The 23,861-nt window shown below is 58.1% G+C and carries 19 protein-coding genes and 3 tRNA genes; 9 read left to right on the top strand and 13 right to left on the bottom strand.

Annotated features, from left to right (window positions below; genetic code table 11):
• Together BLV81_RS07315 and BLV81_RS07310 are read right to left on the bottom strand one after the other, a co-directional pair.
• The coding region (locus tag BLV81_RS07315; RefSeq protein WP_143036305.1) for an aromatic amino acid ammonia-lyase at window positions 1–643 on the bottom strand (643 nt) is incomplete at its 3' end.
• 114 nt (window positions 644–757) lie between these two features.
• Window positions 758–1,996 (bottom strand): urate hydroxylase PuuD, encoded by a 1,239-nt coding sequence (locus BLV81_RS07310; protein WP_092353879.1) that lies wholly within the window; start codon window positions 1,994–1,996, stop codon window positions 758–760.
• A gap of 423 nt (window positions 1,997–2,419) precedes the next feature.
• Between BLV81_RS07310 and BLV81_RS07305 the strand changes: the two genes are divergently transcribed.
• From BLV81_RS07305 to BLV81_RS07290, 4 genes are all read left to right on the top strand, one after another.
• A complete protein-coding gene (locus BLV81_RS07305) occupies window positions 2,420–3,358 on the top strand; it encodes a LysR substrate-binding domain-containing protein (protein WP_092353878.1) in 939 nt (312 codons plus the stop codon).
• Window positions 3,359–3,596: 238 nt separating this feature from the next.
• Window positions 3,597–4,991, top strand: a complete 1,395-nt coding sequence (locus BLV81_RS07300; RefSeq protein ID WP_092353876.1) for a nucleobase:cation symporter-2 family protein — start codon at window positions 3,597–3,599, stop codon at window positions 4,989–4,991.
• Window positions 4,992–5,105: 114 nt separating this feature from the next.
• Window positions 5,106–6,866, top strand: a complete 1,761-nt coding sequence (locus BLV81_RS07295; protein WP_092353875.1) for an allantoate amidohydrolase — start codon at window positions 5,106–5,108, stop codon at window positions 6,864–6,866.
• A 36-nt stretch (window positions 6,867–6,902) separates the two neighbouring features.
• The gene (locus tag BLV81_RS07290; RefSeq protein ID WP_092353873.1) at window positions 6,903–8,264 is read left to right on the top strand and encodes an 8-oxoguanine deaminase; all 1,362 of its coding nucleotides are present in this window, start codon (window positions 6,903–6,905) and stop codon (window positions 8,262–8,264) included.
• Window positions 8,265–8,424: 160 nt separating this feature from the next.
• Here the strand turns inward: BLV81_RS07290 and pyk are convergent, their stop codons facing one another.
• The 5 genes from pyk to gcl all read right to left on the bottom strand — a co-directional run bounded on the left by pyk (window position 8,425) and on the right by gcl (window position 14,941).
• Complete coding sequence (gene pyk, locus BLV81_RS07285; RefSeq protein WP_092353871.1) at window positions 8,425–9,846, bottom strand: pyruvate kinase; 1,422 nt, start codon at window positions 9,844–9,846, stop codon at window positions 8,425–8,427.
• Window positions 9,847–9,960: 114 nt separating this feature from the next.
• Window positions 9,961–11,247 (bottom strand): glycerate kinase type-2 family protein, encoded by a 1,287-nt coding sequence (locus BLV81_RS07280; protein WP_092353869.1) that lies wholly within the window; start codon window positions 11,245–11,247, stop codon window positions 9,961–9,963.
• A gap of 196 nt (window positions 11,248–11,443) precedes the next feature.
• Window positions 11,444–12,331, bottom strand: coding sequence for a 2-hydroxy-3-oxopropionate reductase (locus tag BLV81_RS07275; protein WP_092353867.1), 888 nt, complete (start codon window positions 12,329–12,331; stop codon window positions 11,444–11,446).
• 36 nt (window positions 12,332–12,367) lie between these two features.
• Window positions 12,368–13,147 carry a hydroxypyruvate isomerase gene (gene hyi / locus BLV81_RS07270; protein WP_092353864.1) on the bottom strand — a complete coding sequence of 260 codons (780 nt, stop codon included), beginning with the start codon at window positions 13,145–13,147 and terminating at the stop codon, window positions 12,368–12,370.
• Between the two features lie 18 nt (window positions 13,148–13,165).
• Window positions 13,166–14,941, bottom strand: a complete 1,776-nt coding sequence (gcl, locus tag BLV81_RS07265; RefSeq protein ID WP_092353862.1) for a glyoxylate carboligase — start codon at window positions 14,939–14,941, stop codon at window positions 13,166–13,168.
• Between the two features lie 276 nt (window positions 14,942–15,217).
• On the opposite strand from gcl, the gene BLV81_RS07260 reads away from it, so the two are divergent.
• From BLV81_RS07260 to BLV81_RS07250, 3 genes are all read left to right on the top strand, one after another.
• Complete coding sequence (locus BLV81_RS07260; protein WP_092353860.1) at window positions 15,218–16,126, top strand: LysR family transcriptional regulator; 909 nt, start codon at window positions 15,218–15,220, stop codon at window positions 16,124–16,126.
• A gap of 197 nt (window positions 16,127–16,323) precedes the next feature.
• A complete protein-coding gene (locus tag BLV81_RS07255; protein WP_092353858.1) occupies window positions 16,324–16,845 on the top strand; it encodes a glycine zipper 2TM domain-containing protein in 522 nt (173 codons plus the stop codon).
• A 139-nt stretch (window positions 16,846–16,984) separates the two neighbouring features.
• On the top strand, window positions 16,985–17,290 hold the full coding sequence (locus tag BLV81_RS07250; RefSeq protein ID WP_092353856.1) for a hypothetical protein: 306 nt from the start codon (window positions 16,985–16,987) through the stop codon (window positions 17,288–17,290).
• Between the two features lie 207 nt (window positions 17,291–17,497).
• Here BLV81_RS07250 and BLV81_RS07245 read toward each other — a convergent pair.
• From BLV81_RS07245 to BLV81_RS07225, 5 genes are all read right to left on the bottom strand, one after another.
• Window positions 17,498–17,573, bottom strand: a tRNA-Glu gene (locus BLV81_RS07245).
• Between the two features lie 160 nt (window positions 17,574–17,733).
• Window positions 17,734–17,809: transfer RNA gene (locus BLV81_RS07240), tRNA-Glu, on the bottom strand.
• Between the two features lie 51 nt (window positions 17,810–17,860).
• A tRNA-Ala gene (locus BLV81_RS07235) sits at window positions 17,861–17,936 on the bottom strand.
• A 71-nt stretch (window positions 17,937–18,007) separates the two neighbouring features.
• On the bottom strand, window positions 18,008–19,438 hold the full coding sequence (gene gltX, locus BLV81_RS07230) for a glutamate--tRNA ligase (RefSeq protein ID WP_092353854.1): 1,431 nt from the start codon (window positions 19,436–19,438) through the stop codon (window positions 18,008–18,010).
• 110 nt (window positions 19,439–19,548) lie between these two features.
• Window positions 19,549–19,890 (bottom strand): DUF4399 domain-containing protein, encoded by a 342-nt coding sequence (locus tag BLV81_RS07225; protein ID WP_176992788.1) that lies wholly within the window; start codon window positions 19,888–19,890, stop codon window positions 19,549–19,551.
• A 178-nt stretch (window positions 19,891–20,068) separates the two neighbouring features.
• Between BLV81_RS07225 and BLV81_RS07220 the strand changes: the two genes are divergently transcribed.
• Entirely contained in the window at window positions 20,069–20,431 is a 363-nt protein-coding gene (locus BLV81_RS07220; protein WP_092353850.1) for a cupin domain-containing protein, read from the top strand.
• Here BLV81_RS07220 and apbC read toward each other — a convergent pair.
• Complete coding sequence (gene apbC / locus BLV81_RS07215) at window positions 20,428–21,516, bottom strand: iron-sulfur cluster carrier protein ApbC (RefSeq protein ID WP_092353848.1); 1,089 nt, start codon at window positions 21,514–21,516, stop codon at window positions 20,428–20,430. The two genes, BLV81_RS07220 and apbC, sit on opposite strands and share 4 nt — an antisense overlap.
• Window positions 21,517–21,701: 185 nt before the next feature.
• On the opposite strand from apbC, the gene metG reads away from it, so the two are divergent.
• On the top strand, window positions 21,702–23,807 hold the full coding sequence (gene metG / locus BLV81_RS07210; RefSeq protein WP_092353846.1) for a methionine--tRNA ligase: 2,106 nt from the start codon (window positions 21,702–21,704) through the stop codon (window positions 23,805–23,807).
• Window positions 23,808–23,861 lie beyond the last annotated feature (54 nt).

The raw sequence follows: 23,861 nt of genomic DNA, 5'->3' as shown, positions 1-23,861 counted from the left end.
ATACCGCTACCGCCAGCGAAGCGGTGCAGCCGTTGATCAGGGCCGAGGCATCCTTGGCTTTCAGGTCGAACTTGACCGGGCCGACGCCGGCCTTGGCAATCGCTTGCGGCGCGCTCATGCGCTGGCCTTGGTACATCACTTCAGCTTCGTCAAAGCCGGCAATCGCCGCCGCCAGGTAAGACAAGGGGGCCAGATCGCCGGACGCGCCGACCGACCCCTTTTGCGGCATGATCGGATGGATGCCTGCATTCAGGAAAGCCAGCAGGCGGTCTACCACTTCGACCCGTGGCGCCGAATAATTGCTGGCGAAGGCATTGGCGCGCAACAGCATGGTGGCGCGGCTGACTTCTTCCGAGAATGGCTCACCGATGCCGGCGCAATGGGCCCTGATCAGCTGGGTCTGGAACAGCTCGATATGTTCGACCTTGATGCGGGTGTCTTTCAACAAGCCGACGCCGGTGTTGAAGCTGTACATCATCGGCGCTTCGTCGTGCATCCAGGTCGATTCGATGTAGTCGCGGCTTTCTTTCAGGGCGGCGCGTGAAGAGTCGGCCAGGGTCACCGGCAGGTGCGGCGCGCGGGCGACGTCGACGACTTGCTGCGCGGTGAGATTAAAGCCGTCGATGGTGATGGTTTGGGACATGAGAACTCCAGATTTTTCTTCAATGAGGTCAAGCGCGGAGGCTGATTGAGCGCAGTAAAACTGCGCAATCAGCTTCCGGCTTTCAGGATAGCTTCAGATACCGGTGCGCCCGGCTTACTTGGCGCCGGAGGTATACCAGGTGCCGATCAGGGCACGTTCTTCATCGGTGATATGCGTCAGGTTAGCCAACGGCATCGCCTTCAATTGCACCGCTTGCTGATAGACCTTGTCGGCGTGCTGACGGATCTGGTCCGCCGTCTGCAACATCACTCCGGCCGGAGCAGTAGCAAATCCTGGCTGGGTTGGCTGTGCCGAGTGGCAGGTGGCGCAGCGCTGGCCGATGATTTCCTGGATATGCGCCATATCGGCAGTCGGTGCGGCTGCTGCCACGGCAGCGTCTGCCTTGGCAACCGGCGCCACCGGCTGCACCGGCTTCGGTGCAATCGCAATCGCCACCGCCAGCAGCAAGGCAACGCCGGCAATCGGATAGCCGAGCGAAACACGGCCGGCATGACGCAGGTTGAAGAAGTGACGGATCAAGGCGCCGGCAGCAATAATCGCCGCCAGGATCAGCCAGTTGTACGGATGGCTATAAGTCATGCCGTAGTGGTTGCTGATCATGATGAACAGCACAGGCAGCGTGAAATAGTTATTGTGCACGCTGCGCTGCTTGGCTTTCTTGCCGTAGATCGGATCCGGCGATTTACCGACGCGCATCGCTTCCACCAGCTTGCGCTGCCCCGGAATGATCACCATCAGCACGTTACCCACCATCATGGTGCCGATCATGGCGCCGACATGGATATACGCAGCACGGCCGCTCAGCAAATGCGTCAGCACATAGGCTGCGGCAACGATGAACAGATACATGACGATACCGAGCAGGCCTTCACGCTTGCCCAGCGGCGAACGGCACAGCACGTCGTAGACGGTCCAGCCCACCACCAGCGTGCCGAGGCCGACGCCGATTGCTTGCCAGGTATTCAGATCGGCCACGTCCTTGTTGATCATCATGGCCGAAGCATTGAAGTAATAGACGATGAACAGCATGGCAAAACCGGACAGCCAGGTGGCGTAAGCCTCCCATTTGAACCAATGCAAGTCGTCCGGCAATTCAGCCGGAGCCACCAGGTATTTTTGCGGATTGTAGAAGCCGCCGCCGTGCACTGCCCACAATTCTCCGGACACGCCCTTTTTGGCCAGATCGGATCCTGCCTTCGGCGGCCGGATCGAATTGTCCAGCCAGACGAAATAGAAGGATGCGCCGATCCAGGCGATGCCCGTAATCAGATGCAACCAGCGGACCAGCAAATTGAGCCATTCGACTCCATACGAAACTAATAATGCATCCATGTCTTCCCCAACGATTGTCACTCGTTTGCCACCGCGGGCTCTGCAAACGATAGAGGTTATTTCGATTTCTATTTGAAACGATAACTGCGTTGCTTCGCCTTGCCGTGCCGCAGCACTGTCTGCGGCTTTGCGCCTTGTTCTCGCTCCAAATAAAAACCGAAATGATTGCCTCCAACAAGGCCGCGAACTTTTTATAAACGTTGTTTTATATCAGCTCCGCTACGACCAACATGATGGGATAAGCAAGATACTTGCCTATCCTTCATTCCCCTGCCAGCGTCCAAGTACAAAACGCTCCAGATTCACGCAAGATAAACGTATTGGGAATCTAAAACATGGATTTTCAGATATATTTGACATACTCATATCCGTATAACAAAATGAACTTCATCATACCTATAAATATTAATTGCTGGAGACAACATGGCCAAGCTGCCGGACCACCTGGATATTCACCTGATACGCATACTGTATCTGTTGCTATGCGAGAAGAATGTATCGCGTGTAGCCCTCAAGCTCAACCAGCCGCAACCCTCTATTTCGGCCTCGCTGCGCAAGCTGCGCGAACTCACCGGCGATCCCCTGCTGGTGCGCGGCGCGCGCGGCATGGTGCCGACCCAGCACGGCGAAAGCCTGCTGAAGCCGGCCAAACGGATACTGGAAGAAACCGAACGGCTGTTTGTCCAAAAAACCGCGTTCGTGCCCCAGGCTGAAGCACGCACCTTCCATATCGCTGCACCAGATTACATGAATACGCCGTTCTTCCTGGAAGTCGTGGCGCGCTTGCGCCGCGAATCGCCGAAGAGCCGCATCGTGATTCACGCATTGGGGCCGGAAACCGATTATGTCCGGCTGCTGTCAGACGGCGACCTGGACTTGGTCATCGCCAATTGGGACGAACCGCCGCCGCATCTGCATTTATCGAAACTGTTCGACGATCCTATCGTCTGCCTAATGCGCGCCGACAGCGCCTATGCCAAACGCACCGGACCAGACCAGATGACGGTCGAAGACTATCTCTCGCTGCCGCATGTGGCGCCATGGCAGGTGCTGCCCGGTTATCACGGCATCATCGATTCCTTTCTCGACAGCCAGAACCTGAACCGCAACGTGGTGGTCGAATCCGCCTATTTCGGCATGCTGCCCTATATGGTGGCGCAAACCGACCTGGTGCTCACCACCGGCCGCCAGTTCGCCCGTTTTTATGAAAAGACCTTGTCGCTGAAAAGCTTCACCTTGCCGATCAAGTTTCCGCCGATGCGTTTTTATCAACTGTGGCATGAACGGGTGCATCAGGCAACCGAGCATAAATGGTTGCGCGAACAAATCGGGATTGCTGCCAAAGCAATGCTTGCCAAGTAAGCAGACAGAACCGCGTTGTCCTACAGGAAGCAGGTTAACTCATATATCCAAATACATAAATTAACTATCAATCAGCAAATATATCGTGAGGGCCTGGGCCAAGTAGTATCGGTCAGTACAGGCCCTGTCTTTACCACAGGTGACTTGTAAGGCTGCAGCGCATCGGCCGGAGTTTAAAAAAGCCGGGTTGATGTCGCCGCAAGCACTAAAATCATAATTAGCACCTAGGAGACACATGATGACCCGCAGCACAGATCCTGTAGATGAAAGACTCCCCGTAGGTAAACTCGCTGCACTCGGCATGCAGCACGTGCTGGTGATGTACGCCGGCGCGATTGCCGTGCCGCTGATCATTGGCGGCGCGCTCAACCTGGCAAAAAGCGACATTGCATTCCTGATCAGCGCCGACCTGTTCTGCTGCGGCCTGGTGACCTTGATCCAAAGCCTCGGCTTCTGGAAATTCGGCATCAAGATGCCGGTAATGATGGGTGTCACCTTTGCTGCCGTCGGCCCGATGGTGGCAATGGCCGGCAACCCGCAACTGACTATCGTCCACATCTACGGCGCCGTGATCGTCTCCGGTATCTTCTGTGTCTTTGCCGCCCCTTTCATGAGCCGCCTGATGCGCTTCTTCCCGCCGGTGGTGACCGGCACGGTGATCAGCGTTATCGGCATTTCGCTGATGGGCGTCGGCATCAACTGGGCGGCCGGCGGCCAACCGGTGATCGGCACCCTGGTCGACGGCGTCTTCACCAAAATCCCCAACCCTGACTATGGCTCGCCGACCAGCCTCGGCGTCGCGCTGGTGGTGCTGGTATCGATCCTGCTGATCACCAAATACGTCAAAGGCTTTATCGCCAATATCTCGGTGCTGAGCGGCATGATCATTGGTTTCGTGATTGCCATGGCGATGGGAAAAATCAGTTTCTACGGTCTCGGCGACGCCGAATGGTTTGCTTTCATCCGTCCCTTCCACTACGGCTGGCCGAAATTCGACCTGGGCTCGATTATCAGCATGTGCCTGGTCATGATCGTGACCATGATCGAATCGACCGGGATGTTCATCGCCCTGGGTGAAATCGTCGGCAAGAAAATCGATGACAAGACCCTGGCGCGCGGCTTGCGCGTCGACGGCCTGGGCAGCGTGATCGGCGGCATATTCAATACCTTTCCCTACACCTCGTTCTCGCAGAATGTCGGCCTGGTCGGCGTCACCGGCGTGCGCAGCCGTTACGTCTGCGCCGCCGCCGGCGTGATCCTGATGATGTTCGGGCTGTTCCCGAAAATGGCGCACGTGGCTGCTTCGATTCCGCAATTCGTTCTGGGCGGCGCCGGCATTGTCATGTTCGGCATGGTGGCGGCAACCGGCATCAAGATCTTGTCGAACGTCGATTTCCAGCGCAACCGCCATAATCTGTTCATCGTCGCCGTCAGCTTCGGCGCCGGCATGATTCCTATCGTGGCGCCGACCTTTTTCGACAAGATGCCGCTTTTCATGTCGACCATCCTGCACAGCGGCATCTTGCTGGCTTCCACCATGGCGGTTCTGTTGAATCTGTTTTTCAACGGCAAGGGTTCCAGCGCAGACAGCCGCTCGCATGCGTTGGCGGCGGCACAAAGCTCTGATCACTAAAACTGTTTTGAAGTAAATTGAAGTTGATGTTGCAGTAGATGTGGGTCCAACCCGTAACAGAAATAGAAGCGATTTAACCAAGGATGAAGCGGGTCGGACCCGCCAACGACACAAATGACAACATTAGAACAACTCAATAGCAGCGATGTAAGCTCCTTCGTTTCAACGCTGCATGGCATTTACGAGCATTCGCCGTGGATCCCCGAACGCGCCGCCGCGCAACGGCCGTTTGCCAACATCACCGCACTCAAGCTGGCCATGCAGGCCGTCGTCAGCAAGGCCACCCGGGAAGAGCAGCTGGGCCTGATCCGCGCCCACCCGGAGTTGGCCGGCAAGGCAGCCATCTCCGGCGAGCTGACTATCGAATCGACCGGCGAGCAAGCCAAGGCCGGCCTCAACAATTGCAGCCCTGAAGAATTCGCCACGCTGCAAAAACTGAACGCCGACTACAACAACAAATTCGGCTTCCCATTCATCCTCGCAGTCAAAGGCGCCGATGGCCAAGGCCTGTCGCGCCAAGCCATCATCGCCACCTTCAGCCGCCGCCTGAAAAACCAGTTCGACGATGAACTGGGCGAAGCGCTGCGCCAGATCGGCCGGATTGCTGAAATGCGCAGCAATGATCTGCTCGGCTACAGGCCGCAACTCGGCACAACCATCATGCAATGGGCCGAACAGATCGGCGCCTGGAGCGATGACGAGACTGGCCTCACCTGCGCCTACATGACCGAAGCGCACCAGCGCACCGCGACACAGATTGCCGGCTGGATGCGCGAAGCCGGCATGCAGGCCGAGACCGACGCCGTCGGCAACGTGGTCGGCCGCTATCTGTCCGACAATCCGGCGGCCAAGACGCTGATGACCGGCTCCCATTACGACACCGTGCGCAACGGCGGCAAATACGATGGCCGCGAGGGTATCTTGCTGCCTATCGCTATCGTCAAGCACCTGCATGAGCGCGGCGAAAAATTGCCCTTCCATTTTGAAATCGTCGCCTTCTCGGAAGAAGAAGGCGTGCGCTTCAAGAGTACTTTCCTCGGCAGCAACGCGATCATCGGCCAGTTCAACCTGGAGCTGCTGAACAGTCTCGACCGCGACGGCGTCAGCATGCGCGACGCTTTGCTGCAAGCCGGGCACGATCCTGCTGCGATTCCCGCCATCGCCCGCAACCCGGCCGACTTGCTGGGCTACGTCGAAGTGCATATCGAACAAGGCCCGGTCCTGCTGCAGCGCGACCTGCCGGTCGGCATCGTCACCTCGATTGCCGGCAGCTGCCGCTATATGGTGCAACTGAAAGGCGTCGCCAGCCACTCCGGCACCACGCCGATGTCGATGCGCAAGGACGCCGCCACCGCCGCCGCTGAAATCCTGCTGTATGTGGAACAGCGATGCGCGCAAGACCAGCAGGCATCGCTGGTCGGCACCGTCGGCCAGTTGCAGGTGCCTAACGGTTCGACCAATGTGATCCCCGGCGCCTGCGTATTCTCGCTGGACATCCGCGCCGCCGACGACACCATCCGCGATGCCGCGGTAGCCGATGTGCTGCAGCATATCGAAAAGGTTTGCGAACGCCGCTGCGTCGAAGCCAATGTCGAGAAAATGGTATCGGCGCCTGCCGCGCCTTGTGCTTCGTGGCTGATGGACCAGTTGTCCGCCGCCACCGGACGGGCCGGCGTGCAGCCGTTCAAACTCGCTTCCGGCGCCGGTCATGACGCCATGACCATCGCTAAAATAACTGATGTCGCCATGCTGTTTACGCGTTGCGGCAACGGTGGCATCAGCCACAATCCATTGGAAACAATGACTGCGGACGATGCCGAAGTATCGGCGCAAATCTTGCTGGATTTCCTACGCCGCTTTACACCAAAACCTTAAACCAGGGCTTGAACCAGCGTCTTTGGATTTAACGTAATGTCTAAAACTTTATTGATAAAAAATGCGCGCGTTGTAGTCACCATGGACCACGCGCGCCGTGAAATTGCCGGCGGCGCGGTTTTCATCCGCGACAATGTGATTGAACAGGTCGGCAACAGCGCCGACTTGCCGCAAACCGCCGACGAAGTCATCGACGCCGGCAATCATGTCGTCATCCCGGGCCTGGTGAACACCCATCACCATATGTACCAAAGCCTGACGCGCGTGATTCCGGCGGCGCAAAACGGCGAACTGTTCAATTGGCTGAACAACCTGTATCCGATCTGGGCCAACCTGACGCCGGAGATGATCCAGGTCTCGACCTTGACCGCGATGGCCGAACTGATCATGTCCGGCTGCACCACCAGCAGCGATCACCTGTACATCTATCCGAACGGTTGCAAGCTCGACGACAGCATAGAAGCGGCGCAGCAGATCGGCATGCGCTTCCACGCTGCGCGCGGCTCCATGAGCGTGGGCCAGTCGAAAGGCGGTTTGCCGCCGGATCGCGTGGTGGAAGATGAAAAAGCCATCCTGCAAGATACGCAACGCCTGATCGAAACCTGGCACGACCGCAGCCGCCACGCGATGCAACGCATCGTGGTGGCGCCCTGCTCGCCGTTTTCGGTATCGCGCGATCTGATGCGTGAATCGGCGAGCTTGGCGCGTCATCATGGCGTCTCGCTGCATACGCACCTGGCGGAAAACGCCAACGACATCGCCTACAGCCGCGAGAAATTCAACATGACGCCGGCTGAATATGCGGAAGATTGCGGCTGGGTCGGCCACGATGTCTGGCATGCCCATTGCGTCCAACTCGACGACGAAGGCATCTACATGTTTGCCCGCACCGGCACCGGCATCGCCCACTGCCCTTGCTCCAACATGCGGCTGGCCTCCGGCATCGCGCCGATCCGCAAGATGGTCGATGCCGGCGTGCCGGTCGGGATCGGCGTCGACGGTTCGGCCTCCAACGACGGCGCTCACATGCTGGGTGAAGTGCGGCAAGCAATGCTGTTGCAGCGGGTCGGTTTCGGTCCGGACGCAATGACCGCAAGGCAGGCGCTGGAGCTGGCGACGTTGGGCGGCGCCAAGGTGCTCAATCGCGACGACATCGGCGCGCTGCAACCGGGCATGTCGGCCGATCTGGTGCTGTTCGACCTGAACCAGGTCAAGTTCGCCGGCGGCTGGCACGATCCGGTAGCGGCGCTGGTATTCTGCACGCCGTCGGACGTCGCCTACAGCATCATCAACGGCCGCGTAGTGGTGCGCAACGGCCAGTTCACCACGGTCGATCTCGGCAATCTGCTGGAGCGCCACAATAAACTGGCGCGGTCACTGGCTGAAGCTGCGCGCTGATAAATAGTCCCGGCAGTAGTTCCGGCAACGCAAAAAATGGCCGCTCGCTGCAAGCAAGCGGACATTTTTTATTCAGAACGGTTTAACGATTTATTCAGCGCCGCACAAAGGAAAACGGCCACGCAGAACGCCGTGGCCGTCGAATTCACAGGCAGCGGTTTTACTCCGGCCAGATTTCCGCCAGACGCAACAAATTGGTGCTGCCCGACTGGCCGAAAGGCATGCCGGCGGTGATGGCGATCTGGTCGCCTGCCTTGGCAAATCCTTCCTTGACGGCGGTCTGGCAAGCGGCGGTCACCATCTCGCTTTCATTATGCACCTGGTCGCTGATGGTCGAATGCACGCCCCATACCAGCGCCAGCCGGCGCGCTGTGGACAGCTTCGGCGTAATGCTCAGAATCGGCGCCATCGGCCGTTCACGCGCTGCGCGCAAGCTGGTGTGGCCGGAACTGGTGTAGGTCACCGTCGCCTTGGCGCCGATGATGCGGGTAACATCGCGCAAGGCCGAGCAGATGGCGTCGCCGCGGTTCGGCAATGGCGATTCGTGTTGCGCGTCCAGCATGTTCTGGTACAAAGGATCGCGTTCGACTTCGGTGATGATGCGGTCCATCATCGCCACTGCCGGCAGCGGATAAGCGCCGCTGGCCGATTCGGCCGACAACATCACGGCGTCGGCGCCGTCGTAGATGGCGCTGGCGACGTCGGAAGTTTCAGCGCGCGTCGGCACCGGCGAAGTGATCATCGATTCCAGCATCTGGGTCGCGATCACGATCGGCTTGCCGTGCTGACGGCAGACCCGCAGGATGCGCTTTTGCACGCCAGGCACGCGTTCCGGAGGCAATTCCACGCCGAGATCGCCGCGGGCCACCATGATGGCGTCGGACACCTGGACGATCGCATCCAGTTGTTCCAGCGCTGCCGGCTTTTCCAGTTTCGACAAGATGCTGGCGCGATCGCCGATCAAGGCGCGCGCTTCCAATACGTCTTCCGGCCGTTGCACGAAGGACAGCGCAATCCAGTCGACGCCCAGTTCCAGCGCGAATTTCAAATCGCGTTTGTCTTTTTCAGTCAGGGCCGGAATCGGCAATACCGCATCCGGCACGTTGACGCCCTTGCGGTCCGACAGCGAACCGCTGTTGACCACGCGGGTGCGGATAGACTGACCGTCGCAGGCCAACACTTCCAGTCTTACCTTGCCGTCATCGAGCAATAATGACTGGCCGCCGGCGATCACCTCGAATAATTCCGGATGCGGCAGGTAGACACGTTGAGCATTGCCAGGCGTGTTGTCGCGGTCTAGCGTGAATTCCTGGCCGGCTTGCAGCGCTATCTTGCCGTCGGCGAAGGTACCGATGCGCAGCTTCGGTCCTTGCAGATCGGCCAGGATAGCGATCGGGCGGCCGACGTTTTTCTCGACGGCGCGCACGATGTCGTAGCGTTCCTGATGATCGGCGTGGCTGCCGTGGCTGAAGTTGAAACGGAAAACGTCGGCACCGGCTTCAAACAGCGCCTGGATGGTTTTCTGGTCGGCGCTGGCGGGACCGAGCGTGGCGACGATTTTTGCTTTGCGTTGGCGGCGCATGATGAGCTTTCTGTAGAAGATCGACCGACTGTCGACCAGTTGCGTGGCAAGCGTCGGCCCGGAATGGCTGCCGACGCGGGATTTTACAATTGCTGGAAACCTGACTCGGCTAGATCAGAGAATCACGATGGCACGGAAATCGTTGACGTTAGTGCGCGTCGGCCCGCTGACGACGAGATCGCCCAGCTCACTGAAGAAACCGTAGCCGTCGTTATTGTCGAGCATGGCGCGCGGACGCAATCCCAGTTCGGCTGCCTTGCGCATCGAATCCGGCTGGTAGATGGCGCCGGCGTTGTCTTCGGAGCCGTCGATGCCGTCGGTATCGCAGGCAATCGCGTGGATATCGGGAAAGCCGTCCAGAGCGCTCGCCAGGCTCAGCAGGAATTCTGCATTGCGGCCGCCGCGCCCTTTACCGCGCACGGTGACCGTGGTTTCACCGCCGGAAATGACGACGCACGGCTTGCTGAATGGTTGTCCGCGCCGTGCGATCTGTCGCGCCAAGGCCGCATGCGCCAGGCCGATATCGCGTGCTTCGCCTTCCATCTCGTCGGACAGGATATACGGCGTCAAGCCGGCAGCGACAGCGGTGGCGGCGGCGGCTTCCAAAGCGTCTTGCGCGGTGGCGATCACATAGTGCTGGTTGCGCTCCAGGCGCGGATCGCCGGGCTTGGGAGTTTCACCCGCGCCGGATTCGAGATGCTTGCGAATTGCTTCAGGCGTGTCGATATCGTATTTGCGCAGCACCGCCAGAGCTTCGGCGCAAGTGGTTGCATCAGGCAAGGTAGGGCCGCTGGCGATGATGCCGGGATCGTCGCCCGGAATATCGGAAATCATCAAGGTTACGACTCGCGCCGGGGCGCAGGCCAGCGCCAGCCGGCCGCCTTTGATGGCGGACAGATGCTTGCGCACGCAGTTCATTTCAAAAATATTGGCGCCGCTTTTCAGCAAGGCTTTGTTGACGGCTTGCTTCTGCTCGAGCGAAATACCGTCGGCCGGCAATGCCAGCAAGGCCGAGCCGCCGCCGGAAATCAGGCACAGCACCAGATCGTCTGCAGTCAAACCTTGGACCAGTTCCAGCATGCGTGCTGCCGCTTTGCGCCCGGCTTCGTCCGGCACCGGATGAGAGGCCTCCACGACTTCGATCCGTTTGCAGTCGGCGCCATGGGCGTAACGGGTCACCACCAAACCTGAGATTTCGCCCTGCCAATGATCCTCCACCGCCTTGGCCATCGCTGCGGCGCCTTTGCCGGCGCCGATCACCAGGGTGCGTCCCTGGCCTGACGGCACCGGGATCCGGGCCAGATATTCCGGCAGGCATTTGGCGGCGCTGACGGCGTCGACCGCGGCCTGGTACATGTCGAGCAGAAGCTGGCGGGGTTTGATGTTGTTCGCGGTAGTCATGCTGTATACCTTGATATATGAAGCGTTTGATATATGAAACTATATGGAACGCTCGATCTGTGAAGCGGATGGTCTCTAAAAATTCTTGTATTTATTCGGCTGCTGCTATTGCGGCTTAATTTCGTAAAACGATAACAGATATTGCGGGTCGAAGTGCAGCGCGTTCCGACCCGCAGTTTTGATACAAGACAGTATCTTACGCCTTGGCGATTTCGTGGTTCGACATGATTTCAATCGCACGGCACAGCGCCGAGTGATCGAGGCCGCTCAAGCCGTTGGCGGCGCAGGAATTCATCAGTTCTTGCGCCACCGCAGTGTTCGGCAACGATACGCCCAAGGCCTTGGCGCCTTGCAAGGCCAGGTTCAAATCCTTCTGATGCAGTTCGATGCGGAAGCCTGGATTGAAAGTCCGTTTTACCATGCGCTCGCCGTGCACTTCCAGTATCCGCGATGCTGCAAAGCCGCCCATCAAAGCCTGGCGTACGCGCGCCGGATCGGCGCCTGCCTTGGAAGCAAACAGCAAAGCTTCAGCGACCGCCTGGATGTTCAGCGCAACGATGATCTGGTTCGCCACTTTAGTGGTTTGACCGTCGCCATTGCCGCCGACCAGAGTAATGTTCTTGCCCATCAGTTCGAACAAGGCCTTGGCATCGTTGAACGCACCTTCGGAACCGCCGACCATGATAGTCAGCGATGCTGCCTTGGCGCCGACTTCGCCGCCGGAGACCGGCGCGTCCAGGTATTCGCAACCCAGGGCGTTGATCTTCTTGGCGAAACCCTTGGTGGCGATCGGCGAGATCGAGCTCATGTCGATCACGATCTTGCCGGCGGTCAGGCCTTCGGCGACGCCCTTTTCAGCGAACAGCACTGCTTCAACGTGCGGGGTGTCCGGCACCATGATGATGATGATGTCGGCGCGCTTGGCCACTTCCGCACCGGAAGTACAGACGGTTGCACCGCCGTCGATCAGCGCTGCCGGTGGATTCTTCTGGTCATGCAGATACAGTTTGTGGCCGCCGCGCTGCAGGTTTTCCGCCATTGGCGCGCCCATGATGCCGAGTCCGATAAAGCCAACTTTTGCCATGATATTTCTCCGTAATTTTTAAGATGCCTGAAACTGTTAAACGCCGTGCGCAGCGCGCCAGCCCAAACCTTCGACGGTGCCGGCCTGCGGCTTGTACTCGCAGCCGATCCAGCCGTCGTAGCCGATTTCATCGAGGAACTTGAACAGATAGCGATAATTTATTTCGCCTGTGCCCGGTTCAAAACGTCCCGGATTGTCCGCCAGCTGCACATGCTTGATTTGCGACAGGTTGGCCTTGATGGTGTTAGCCAGTTCGCCTTCCATGCGCTGCATGTGATAGATGTCGTATTGCACAAACACGTTGCTGGAACCGGTGGCCTTGATCAACTCCAGCGCCTGCTGCGTCCCAGTCAGGAAGAAACCCGGAATATCGAAGCTGTTGATCGGTTCGATCAGCAGACGGATGCCTGCAGCCTGCAACTTGTCGGCAGCAAATTTCAGATTGCCGACCACGGTGGCGCGCGCCAGCTCGGCGCTGACGCCGGCAGGAACGATGCCGACCAGGCAGTTCAACTGCTTTACGTTCAACACCTTGGCATAACGAATGGCATCGTCGACGCCTTGCTGGAATTCGCTGACGCGATCCGGGTGGCAAGCGATACCGCGCTCGCCGGCTTCCCAGTTACCCGCGGGCAGATTGTGCAAGACCAGCTCGAGGCCGTTGGTGCTCAATTTATCAGCCAGTTGCTCGGCCCGGAACGCATACGGGAACAGGAATTCGACTCCCTTGAACCCGGCCTTGGCGGCAGCATCGAAACGCTCCAGGAACGGCAGCTCGGTAAACAGCATGGTCAGGTTAGCGGCTAGTTTTGTCATGTCGTCTCTCCTGAAAAATCAGTCCAGCAAGGATATGGCGGTCGGCGCATGGCTGCGGTGGGTTGCCAGCTCTTCGAACTCGTTGATGTTGTCGATCTCGGTGCCCATGGAAATGTTGGTGACGCGTTCCAGGATGATTTCCACCACCACCGGCACGCGGAATTCCTTCATCCAGCGCTTGGCTTGCGCGAATGCATCCTGGATGCCGTTTGGATCGGTCACGCGGATTGCCTTGCAGCCCAAACCTTCCACCACGGCGATGTGGTCGACGCCGTAGCCGTTGAGTTCCGGCGCATTGATGTTTTCAAACGCCAGCTGTACGCAATAGTCCATCTCGAAGCCGCGCTGCGCCTGACGGATCAGGCCGAGGTAGGAGTTGTTCACCACGACGTGCACGTAAGGCAGGTTGAACTGCGCGCCTACCGCCAATTCTTCGATCATGAACTGGAAGTCGTAATCACCGGAAATCGCCACCACTTCGCGTTTCGGATCGGCGACGCAAACGCCCAGCGCCGCCGGAATAGTCCAGCCCAAAGGACCGGCCTGGCCGCAGTTGATCCAGTGACGAGCGTGGTACACGTGCAGGAATTGCGCTGCAGCGATTTGCGACAAACCGATGGTGCTGACGTAGCAGGTATCGCGGCCGAAAGCTTTATTCATTTCTTCGTAGACGCGTTGCGGCTTGACCGGCACGTTCTCGAAATGGGTGCGACGCTGCATGGTGCGCTTGCGCTCCTGGCACTCGTCCAACCAGGCCGAGCGGTCTGGCAACTTGCCGGCTGCTTTCAATTCTTTCGCGATGTCGACGAACAAGGTCAAGGCCGCCTTGGCGTCCGACACGATACCGTAGTCCGGACCGAACACGCGGCCGATCTGGGTCGGTTCGATATCGACGTGGACGAACTTGCGGCCCTTGGTGAACACTTCCACCGAACCGGTATGGCGGTTAGCCCAACGATTGCCGATACCGAGCACGAAGTCGGATGCCAGCATGGTGGCGTTGCCGTAACGATGGCTGGTTTGCAAACCGACCATGCCGGCCATTTGCGGATGATCGTCAGGGATTGCGCCCCAGGCCATCAAAGTCGGGATCACCGGTACGCCGGTCAATTCCGCGAATTCGACCGCCAGATCAGCGGCGTCAGCATTGATCACGCCGCCGCCGATAGTCAGCAATGGACGCTCCGCTTGATTCAGCATGGTCAAGGCTTTTTCGATCTGCGCGCGCGATGCCGTCGGCTTATAGACGGACAAAGGCTCGTAAGTGTCCGGATCGAATTCGATCTCCGCCATTTGCACGTCGAAAGGCATGTCGATCAAGACCGGGCCTGGACGGCCGGAACGCATGATGTGGAAAGCCTGCTGGAATACGCGTGGCAACAAGGCCGGCTCACGTACCGTGACCGCCCATTTGGTGACTGGCTTGGCGATCGATTCGATATCGACCGCCTGGAAATCTTCCTTGTACAAACGCGCACGCGGCGCCTGGCCGGTAATGCACAAGATCGGGATCGAATCGGCCTGGGCCGAATACAGGCCGGTGATCATGTCGGTGCCGGCCGGGCCGGATGTACCGATACAGATACCGATATTGCCTGGATTGGCGCGGGTGTAGCCTTCGGCCATGTGCGATGCGCCTTCAACGTGGCGCGCCAGCACGTGCTCAATCCCGCCATGCCGTTTCATTGCAGAGTAGAACGGGTTAATTGCGGCACCCGGCACGCCAAAGGCTTGTACACAGCCCTCTTTTGCCAATACGTGCATTACTGCGTCTACAGCCTTCATCTTTGCCATGTTGCCTCCGGATTACCAAATGTGAATTATTGCCAATGAGTCATCGCCACCGCCTGCGGCCCGCCGCTGCTGGTCCTCGCTTGCCGCGTCATCCGCTACGGATGGAGGGACGGTTCGAGACTGCCGAGTGGATGAAGCACATGCTATAACTAAACATATTGTTTGATAAGAACACAAACAATCGCTTTATTCGATACGTCAAGTATGGAATACTAGAGAAAACAACATACGGATAACTAAGCGGATAACTAAGCTGGCAAGCAAGCAGGAAGAGACATGGACAAACTCAAACAGATTGAAGCATTCGTCAGCGTGGTAGAAAAAGGCAGCCTGGCGAGCGCGGCGCTGGAGCAAAACATCACTCCCGTGATGCTGGGACGACGCATCGACGCCTTGGAGAAACGGCTGGGCACCAAGCTGATGCACCGTACCACGCGCCACCTGACGCTGACGGAGCAAGGCACGGTCTTCCTCGATCACTGCCGCAAGCTGTTGACCGAGCTGGATTTCGCCGAGAAGATTATTTCTGAAGGCAGGCACAAGGCCACCGGCCATCTGGTGGTATCGGCGCCAGCCGCCTTCGGCCGCAAACACGTGGCGCCGCATGCACCCGCCTTCATCGCCACCAATCCTGAAGTACAGATTTCATTCAACCTGACCGACCGCGTAGTCGACCTGGTGCGCGAGGGCTATGACATCAGTATCCGCATCGGCGGCGCCATCGATCCGAATTTCGTGGCGGTCAAGCTGGCCAGCAACCGGCGCGTGGTATGCGGCACGCCGGAATACTTTCATCGCAACGGCATTCCCAAAACACTGGAAGACATCGCCAGCCACAATTGCCTGTCCTTCAATCTGCAAGGCGGCCAGCAACGCGGCTGGTATTTCCAGCAAGGCGGCAAGCCGGTGATCATCAAGACTGCCGGCAACCTGGATTGCAACGACGGGGAATTGCTGCATCGCTGGGTCAGCGAAGGCTTGGGGCTGGGATGGCGCTCGACCTGGGAAATCGAATCGCAACTGGCATCGGGTGAACTGATGACGGTGCTGGACGAATTTGCACTGCCGCACTACGACATCATGGCGGTCTATCCGCAACAGCGCCATTTGCCGGCCAAAGTCCGTTTCTTTATCGATCGCTTGAAATCGATCTATGCGCAGCCGGATTACTGGAGCAAGAGCTGAAAAATTCAGGGCGACGGGCAAGAAACTTGATTTCCCTTCATTTCCTTCATGCATTCTGGAAACCGATTTCCCTCCGAACTGTCCAATTTAGTCAACCAAGTCAGTCTCGACATCGTTTTAGTGTAGTGCAACGCACATACGCAAGGCCACGAAGTACTACACTGAATACCCCAACTCATTCATATAACGAGGCAGTTATGATCATCCGCAGAACATCTCAACAAGCCATGCTGGCTGCAGTTATCGGCGGCGCGCTGCTGCTCGGCGGCTGCGCCGCGCCGTATGGCGGGCAGGGCTATGGCAACCAGGGATATAACAATCAAGGCTACGCCAATCCACCGCAGCAGACTTACCCGGCTTACCAACAAGGCTATCAACAAAACAATAGCGGCAACTACGGCGTGGTCGACGCCATCGATGTCGTCAACACACCTAGCCAAGGCATAGGCGGCGCGATCGTCGGCGGCGTGCTGGGCGGCGTCGTCGGCCACCAGATCGGCCACGGCACCGGCAATACGCTGGCCACCATTGCCGGCGCGGTCGGCGGTGCGGCGGTTGGCAATCAGCTTGAGGCACGCAACAGCCCCGGCTCCACCTCGTACAACGTGCGCGTGCGCATGAATAACAACGGCTACCAGACCATCACCGTCAGCAATCCTGGCGATTTGCGGGTTGGCGACCGGGTGCGCGTTGATAACGGCCAGATTTCCCGCTACTGATATCGCGGCGCACATGGCAATTGAAGCGTAATTGAAGCTTGGCAGCCGCCTTGTTCTTGCCGCTCTAAGCGAAGCTGTGTACTTGATTAGTCCGCATGCATCCGGCATCTTGCCGGATGCAATAAAACAAGGAGGCATCATGAAAATGCAACTGAAACCGCTATGGCTGTCACTCTTTATCGCAGCTAACGCTTTTGCGCTACATGTCAACGCTGCCGAAGAAAACGTAGAACACAGAGATCCGCCGCGCTGGACCATGGAAGACCGGACACCGCAAGCGCGTTTCCAGAGCATGAAGAAGGAAAATACCAATGCCTATGCGCAGGCATTGAATGATTGCCGTGCAATGCGCGGCCGTGAAGCCGGCGACTGCAAGAAAGAAGCCCGCATGAATTTTGACAGAGACATGCAACGCGCACGCGAAATGACGTCGCAACGGCATTAATGAAATAGTTAAAACAAGCTTAGAAAAACAAAAAGCCCGCTTGCGCGGGCTTTTCTATTTTGGCGTCCCCAGGGGGATTCGCCTACATGCCGCAGGCCGCTGAATCGCTTGCAAGCGATTCCCTTCTCATCCCCCGCGTAAGCCGCGCAGGCGGCTTACTTGTGGCCTCCAAAACAAAAAAGCCCGCTTGCGCGGGCTTTTCTATTTTGGCGTCCCCAGGGGGATTCGAACCCCCGTACTCACCGTGAAAGGGTGATGTCCTAGGCCTCTAGACGATGGGGACAGTAATCTGTCCGTGCTGCTGACCTTTTACTACTTACTCATACTACTTACAGAAACAATAAAGGCCGCAACAGGCGGCCTCATTGATTGTATCGAACCTGCCTGATACCGAAAATGGCGATCGGTTTTTGATCGCTTACCTGTCGATACCAAGATAATTCTGGCGTCCCCAGGGGGATTCGAACCCCCGTACTCACCGTGAAAGGGTGATGTCCTAGGCCTCTAGACGATGGGGACATTAATCTGTCCGTACTACGCTTATTACCTGTTACTGCTTCCAACTTTCGCTGGTGGAGGTAAGCGGGATCGAACCGCTGACCTCTTGCATGCCATGCAAGCGCTCTCCCAGCTGAGCTATACCCCCGTTTGCAGAAGCGAGATTATAGCAAGCTTATTTAGAGCTTGTAAATCCCGATTTGCAGATTTATTGCAAAATCACGCCAGATAAGACTGCAAACGTGCGATCACTGTGTCTCGACCCAACAATTCGAGCACCGCATCAATCGCCGGCGTCTGCAACTGCCCGGTCAGCATCAAACGCAATGGCATTGCGATCTGCGGCATCTTCAGCGTATGCGCAGCCAATACTTCCTTGATCATCGGCGCCAGGCTTTCCTTCTTCCACTCGACGCTTGCGCAACGTGCAGCGAAATCGGCCAGGGCCGGCTTGACCGCATCGGTAAAGTGTTGCGTCAGCAAAGCCGCATCCGGCACCGGCTTGCGATAAAACAGCATGGCCGCTACTCCGATTTCGTTGACGGTATGGGCACGCTCTTTCAACAGGCCGATCACTTTTGGCAAATCAGGCGCATTGCTGAAATCGGCGCCGTCCTGTTCCATCAGCGGCTTGACCATCGTCGCCAGGCGCGCATTGTCGGCCAGCTTGATGTAATGATTGTTGATCCACGCCAATTTCTCCGGATTGAATTGCGCCGGCGATTTCGACAGGTGATCGAGATCGAACCATGCACAAAATTGCTCCATGCTGAAAATCTCGTCGTCGCCATGGCTCCAGCCGAGGCGCGCCAGGTAGTTCAGCATCGCTTCCGGCAAATAACCTTGCGCCGGATAATCCATCACGCTGACCGCGCCGTGGCGCTTCGACAGTTTTTCGCCGTCGGCGCCCAGGATCATCGGCACGTGGCCGTACAGCGGCAAGGCCGCACCCAGAGCCTTCAGGATATTGATCTGGCGCGGCGTATTGTTGACGTGATCGTCGCCGCGGATGACGTGGGTAATTTGCATATCCCAATCGTCTACCACCACGCAGAAATTGTAGGTTGGCGTACCGTCCGGACGAGCGATCACCAGATCGTCCATTTCGCGATTCGAGATGGTGATGTTGCCCTTGACTACGTCATCCCAGCTGACGTCGCCGTCCAGCGGATTCTTGAAACGCACCACCGGCTGGCGATCGGCCGGCAGCGGCGGCAAAGTCTTGCCCGGTTCCGGACGCCAGGTGCCGTCGTAACGCGGCTTTTCGCCGGCAGCGCGCATACGTTCGCGCATCGCTTCGACTTCTGCCGGCGATGAGTAACAGTGATAGGCAGTGCCCTCTTGCAGCATTTGCGCGATCACTTCGCGATAGCGGTCCATGCGCCGCATCTGATAGAACGGGCCTTCATCGTGCTGCAAGCCGAGCCACTGCATGCCGTCGATAATCGCCTGCACGGCTTCCGGCGTCGAGCGCTCCAGATCGGTATCTTCGATGCGCAACACGAAAGTGCCGCCGAAATGGCGTGCATAGGCCCATGAAAACAGCGCGGTACGCGCGCCGCCCAAGTGCAGGTAGCCGGTCGGGCTGGGGGCAAAACGGGTACGGATCGGCTTGGAAGAAGCAGTAGAAGCTGGAGTGCTGACAGTCATGATAAATAAAAACGGCCTTGGATTGCCAAAGCCGCTATCAAGGAAAACCCCATTTTACCGCGTTGCACCAGCGGATGGAACCGCTGGCCGGTATTGGCCGGGATGAACGACTATTTGACGGTGACGTTGATGGTTTTACTCAACTCCGGACCATAAGACTGGTGAGCGCCGTTGGCAAATTGCATGGTCAGTTTATATTTCCCCGGTGGCAGCGTGACGCTGGTTTCAGTCTGCCCCTTGCCAAAATGCAAATGCTTGTCATCCACCGGGATCGATTGTCCGGCCGCGATGCTGTCTGCGTTGATCAGCAGATGATGATGGCCGGTGCCCGCCGTCATATCGCCGGCCGGTTTGACTTCCATGCCGCTGACGCCGAACTTGACGGTAAACGGGCTGCTGACTAGCGCGCCATCCGCCGGCTCGATGAAGGAAACCGATGCGGCGTGGGCCATCTGCGGCAGCAGGCTGGCGCCCAGCAGGGCTGCTGAAAACAGTACGGAAAAAATGCGTGATTTCATTGTCTTCTCCTTCATGTGGGAAATCTGAATAAAATCGGTGCAACGTAGTGGGTGCAATAATACGCCGCTGCCTAATCGTTGCTGAATACATCGCTGTTACAAGGAAAATATTATGCAAGGTGACCACGGCAACGCCCACGGCAATTTATTGACCCCGCTGCCGCCCGATGGTTCGACCGAAGTATTCGAACTTCTGCACCAGCGCGCCGGCTTGAAAATCGAGCGCATCATTTCCAATGGCCAGGCCAGCCCGCCCGGCTTCTGGTACGACAATCCGCAAGAGGAATGGGTGCTGCTACTCAGCGGCAAGGCCGGCCTGACGCTGGAGGGCACGGCCGATGAACATGTCATGCAACCGGGCGCCTGGCTCCACATTCCTTCGCATTGCCGCCATCGCATCGAATGGACCGATGCGGCGCAGCCTACCATCTGGCTGGCGATACATCATGATGTAGCCGCCTTGTTTCCGCCTTAATCGTTCTTGATCACGATAGTAGGAAACTTACTGCTCATATCCTTGGCCTTTTCCGCGACCTTGATCGCCACCTTGCGCGCGATCTCTTTATAGATGTGCGCTACCGGGCCGTCAGGTTCGGCCACCACGGTCGGCGTGCCGGAATCGGTCTGCTGGCGGATCGACATGGTCAGCGGCAAGGCGCCTAGGAATTCAACGCCGTATTCGCCGCACATCCTGGCGCCGCCGCCTTCACCGAAGATGGCTTCGGCGTGGCCGCAATTCGAGCAGATATGGGTACTCATGTTCTCGACGATGCCAAGGATCGGAATGCCGACCTTCTCGAACATTTTCAAACCCTTGCGCGCATCCAGCAGAGCGATATCCTGCGGCGTAGTGACGATCACGGCGCCGGTCACCGGCACTTTTTGCGACAAGGTCAGCTGGATATCGCCGGTGCCCGGCGGCATGTCGACGATCAGGTAATCCAGATCGCGCCAGTTGGTCTGGTCCAGCAACTGTTGCAAGGCCTGGGTCACGATCGGACCGCGCCACACCATCGGCTCGTCCGGATCGATCATGAAGCCGATGCTGGAGACTTGCAAGCCGTGGTTTTCCAGCGGTTCCATGGTTTTGCCGTCCTTGGTCTCGGGACGGCCGCTGATACCCATCATCATCGGTTGCGAAGGGCCGTAGATATCGGCGTCGAGAATCCCGACCTGCGCACCTTCCGCCGCCAGCGCCAGGGCCAGGTTGACGGCGGTGGTCGATTTGCCGACGCCGCCCTTGCCGGACGCCACCGCAATGATGTTCTTGACGTTAGACATCAGCTTGACGCCGCGCTGCACTGCGTGCGATTGTATTTTTGAATAGACATGGGGGCTGACCTTGCCGATCCCGTCCAGCGCGCCAACCGCAGCCGCGGCGGCATCGCCGATCAAGGCGAACTGGCTCTTGGCCGGATAGTCGAGCTCAACGTCAAACAACACATCGGCGCCTTCGACCCGGATATTCCTGGCCGACTTGCTGCTGATCAGATCCTTGCCGGTATTCGGGTCGACCACACTGGACAACGCTGCCTTGACCGCTTCAATCGTGACGCTCATTACTTTTCCTCTGCAGGTTCTTTATAAGATGCGCCAAGTCTAAACCAAATCGCCGGTTTTCCGCTGGTGTCGCTCTGACTCAAAGCGCGATTGACGTAAGGATTAGAGCAGGGACTGGCCGGTCACTGCTAAAATCACTCTTTTATTCCAACCAGCAGCGCTTGACGTTGCAAATTCATTGCCAAATGAGCATCACCTTGACTTCAACTCCCCGCCAATTATTCGTCACTACCGCCCTGCCTTACGCCAACGCAGCGTTCCACATCGGCCACATCATGGAATATATCCAGGCCGACATCTGGGTGCGGTTCCAGCGAATGCAGGGCCACGAAGTCAATTTTGTCGGCGCTGACGATGCGCACGGCGCGCCGATCATGATCGCCGCCGAAAAGGCCGGCATCACGCCGCAGGAATTCGTGGCGCAGATCGCGGCCGGCCGCAAGCAGTACCTGGACGGCTTCCATATCGCCTTCGATAACTGGCACTCGACCGACGGCCCGGAAAACCACGAACTGTCGCGCGACATCTATCGCAAGCTGAAAGCCGCCGGCTTCATCTCGACCAAGACCATCGAGCAGTTCTTCGACCCGGTCAAGAACATGTTCCTGCCGGACCGCTACATCAAGGGCGAGTGCCCGAAATGCGGCGCCAAGGACCAGTATGGCGATTCCTGCGAAGTCTGCAGCTCCGTATATGCGCCTACCGACCTGAAGAACCCCTACTCGACGCTGACTGGCGCGACGCCGGTGATGAAATCGTCGGAACACTTTTTCTTCAAGCTGTCCGATCCGCAATGCGTGGAATTCCTGCGCGGCTGGGCCTTGGGCAATGCTGAAGGCAAGCCGCGCCTGCAATCCGAAGTCGCCAACAAGGCCAAGGAATGGCTGGAAAGCGACGGCGGCATGGGCGATTGGGATATCAGCCGCGATGCGCCTTATTTCGGTATCGAGATTCCGGATGAGCCGGGCAAGTATTTCTATGTCTGGCTGGATGCGCCGGTCGGCTACCTGGCTTCGCTGAAAAATTATTTCGGCAAGATCGGACGCGACTACGACGCCTTCATGGCCGATCCGAAGACTGAGCAGTATCATTTCATCGGCAAGGACATCACCTATTTCCATACGCTGTTCTGGCCGGCGATGCTGCATTTCTCCGGTTTGAAAGTGCCGAACAATGTGTTCGTGCATGGCTTCCTGACAGTCTCCGGCGAAAAAATGTCGAAATCGCGCGGCACCGGTATTTCGCCGCTGCGCTATCTCGAACTCGGCATGAATCCGGAATGGATGCGCTACTACATCGCGGCCAAGCTGAGCGCCAAGGTGGAAGACATCGATTTCAATCCGGAAGATTTTGTCGCCCGCGTGAACTCCGACTTGATCGGCAAGTACATCAACATCGCCAGCCGCGCTGCCGGTTTCATTGCCAAGAAATTCGACGGCAAGCTGAGCACCGCCTGGGCTACCGACAGCGATCCGTTCCTGGCCAGGCTGCGTGCGGTTGCAAGCGATATCCAGGCGCTCTACGACGGCCGCGAATATGGCAAAGCGCTGCGCGCAGTGATGGAGCAAGCCGACCTCATCAACGCTTACGTCGACGCCAACAAGCCGTGGGAGCTGGCCAAGGATGCCAGCAAGGGAGCAGCCCTGCATGAAGTCTGCAGCCGCCTGCTGGAAGCTTTCCGTATCCTCACCATCTATCTGAAACCGGTATTGCCGGCGCTGGCAGCGCAGGTTGAAGATTTCCTGCAAATCCCGCCGCTGGCGTGGTCCGATGTGACCCGGCCTTTAGCTGACGGTCATCGCATCAATGCCTACTCGCACCTGATGACGCGGGTCGAACCGAAGATGCTGGACGCCTTGTTCGATGCGCCGGCTGCGCCCGGTGCTGCAACCGCAACTGAAGTTGCCGGCACCGAAGACAGCCGCGCCAGCACCATTGAACCACTGGCCGCCGAAATCAAGATCGACGATTTCGTGAAGGTCGATTTGCGCATCGCCAAGATCGTCAATTGCGAGCAGGTAGACGGTTCCGACAAATTGCTGCGACTGACGCTTGACGTCGGCGAAGGCCGCTTGCGCAATGTGTTCTCCGGCATCAAGTCTTCCTACCAGCCGGAAGAGCTGATCGGCAAACTGACGGTGATGGTGGCTAACCTGGCGCCGCGCAAGATGAAGTTCGGCATTTCGGAAGGCATGGTGCTGGCTGCTTCGGCCGCCGACGACAAAGCCAATCCCGGCATCTATGTGCTCAATCCGTGGCCAGGCGCTGAGCCCGGCATGCGGGTCAGTTAAGCAACTGAATTTGTATGCCGTGTTTGAATCTGAACTAACGCTGGTTAAAACGGT

Source organism: Collimonas sp. OK242 (assembly GCF_900107095.1).
GTDB lineage: Bacteria > Pseudomonadota > Gammaproteobacteria > Burkholderiales > Burkholderiaceae_D > Collimonas.
Note: the sequence above shows the minus strand (reverse complement) of the source record. Positions and strands in the feature narration are given on the sequence as shown.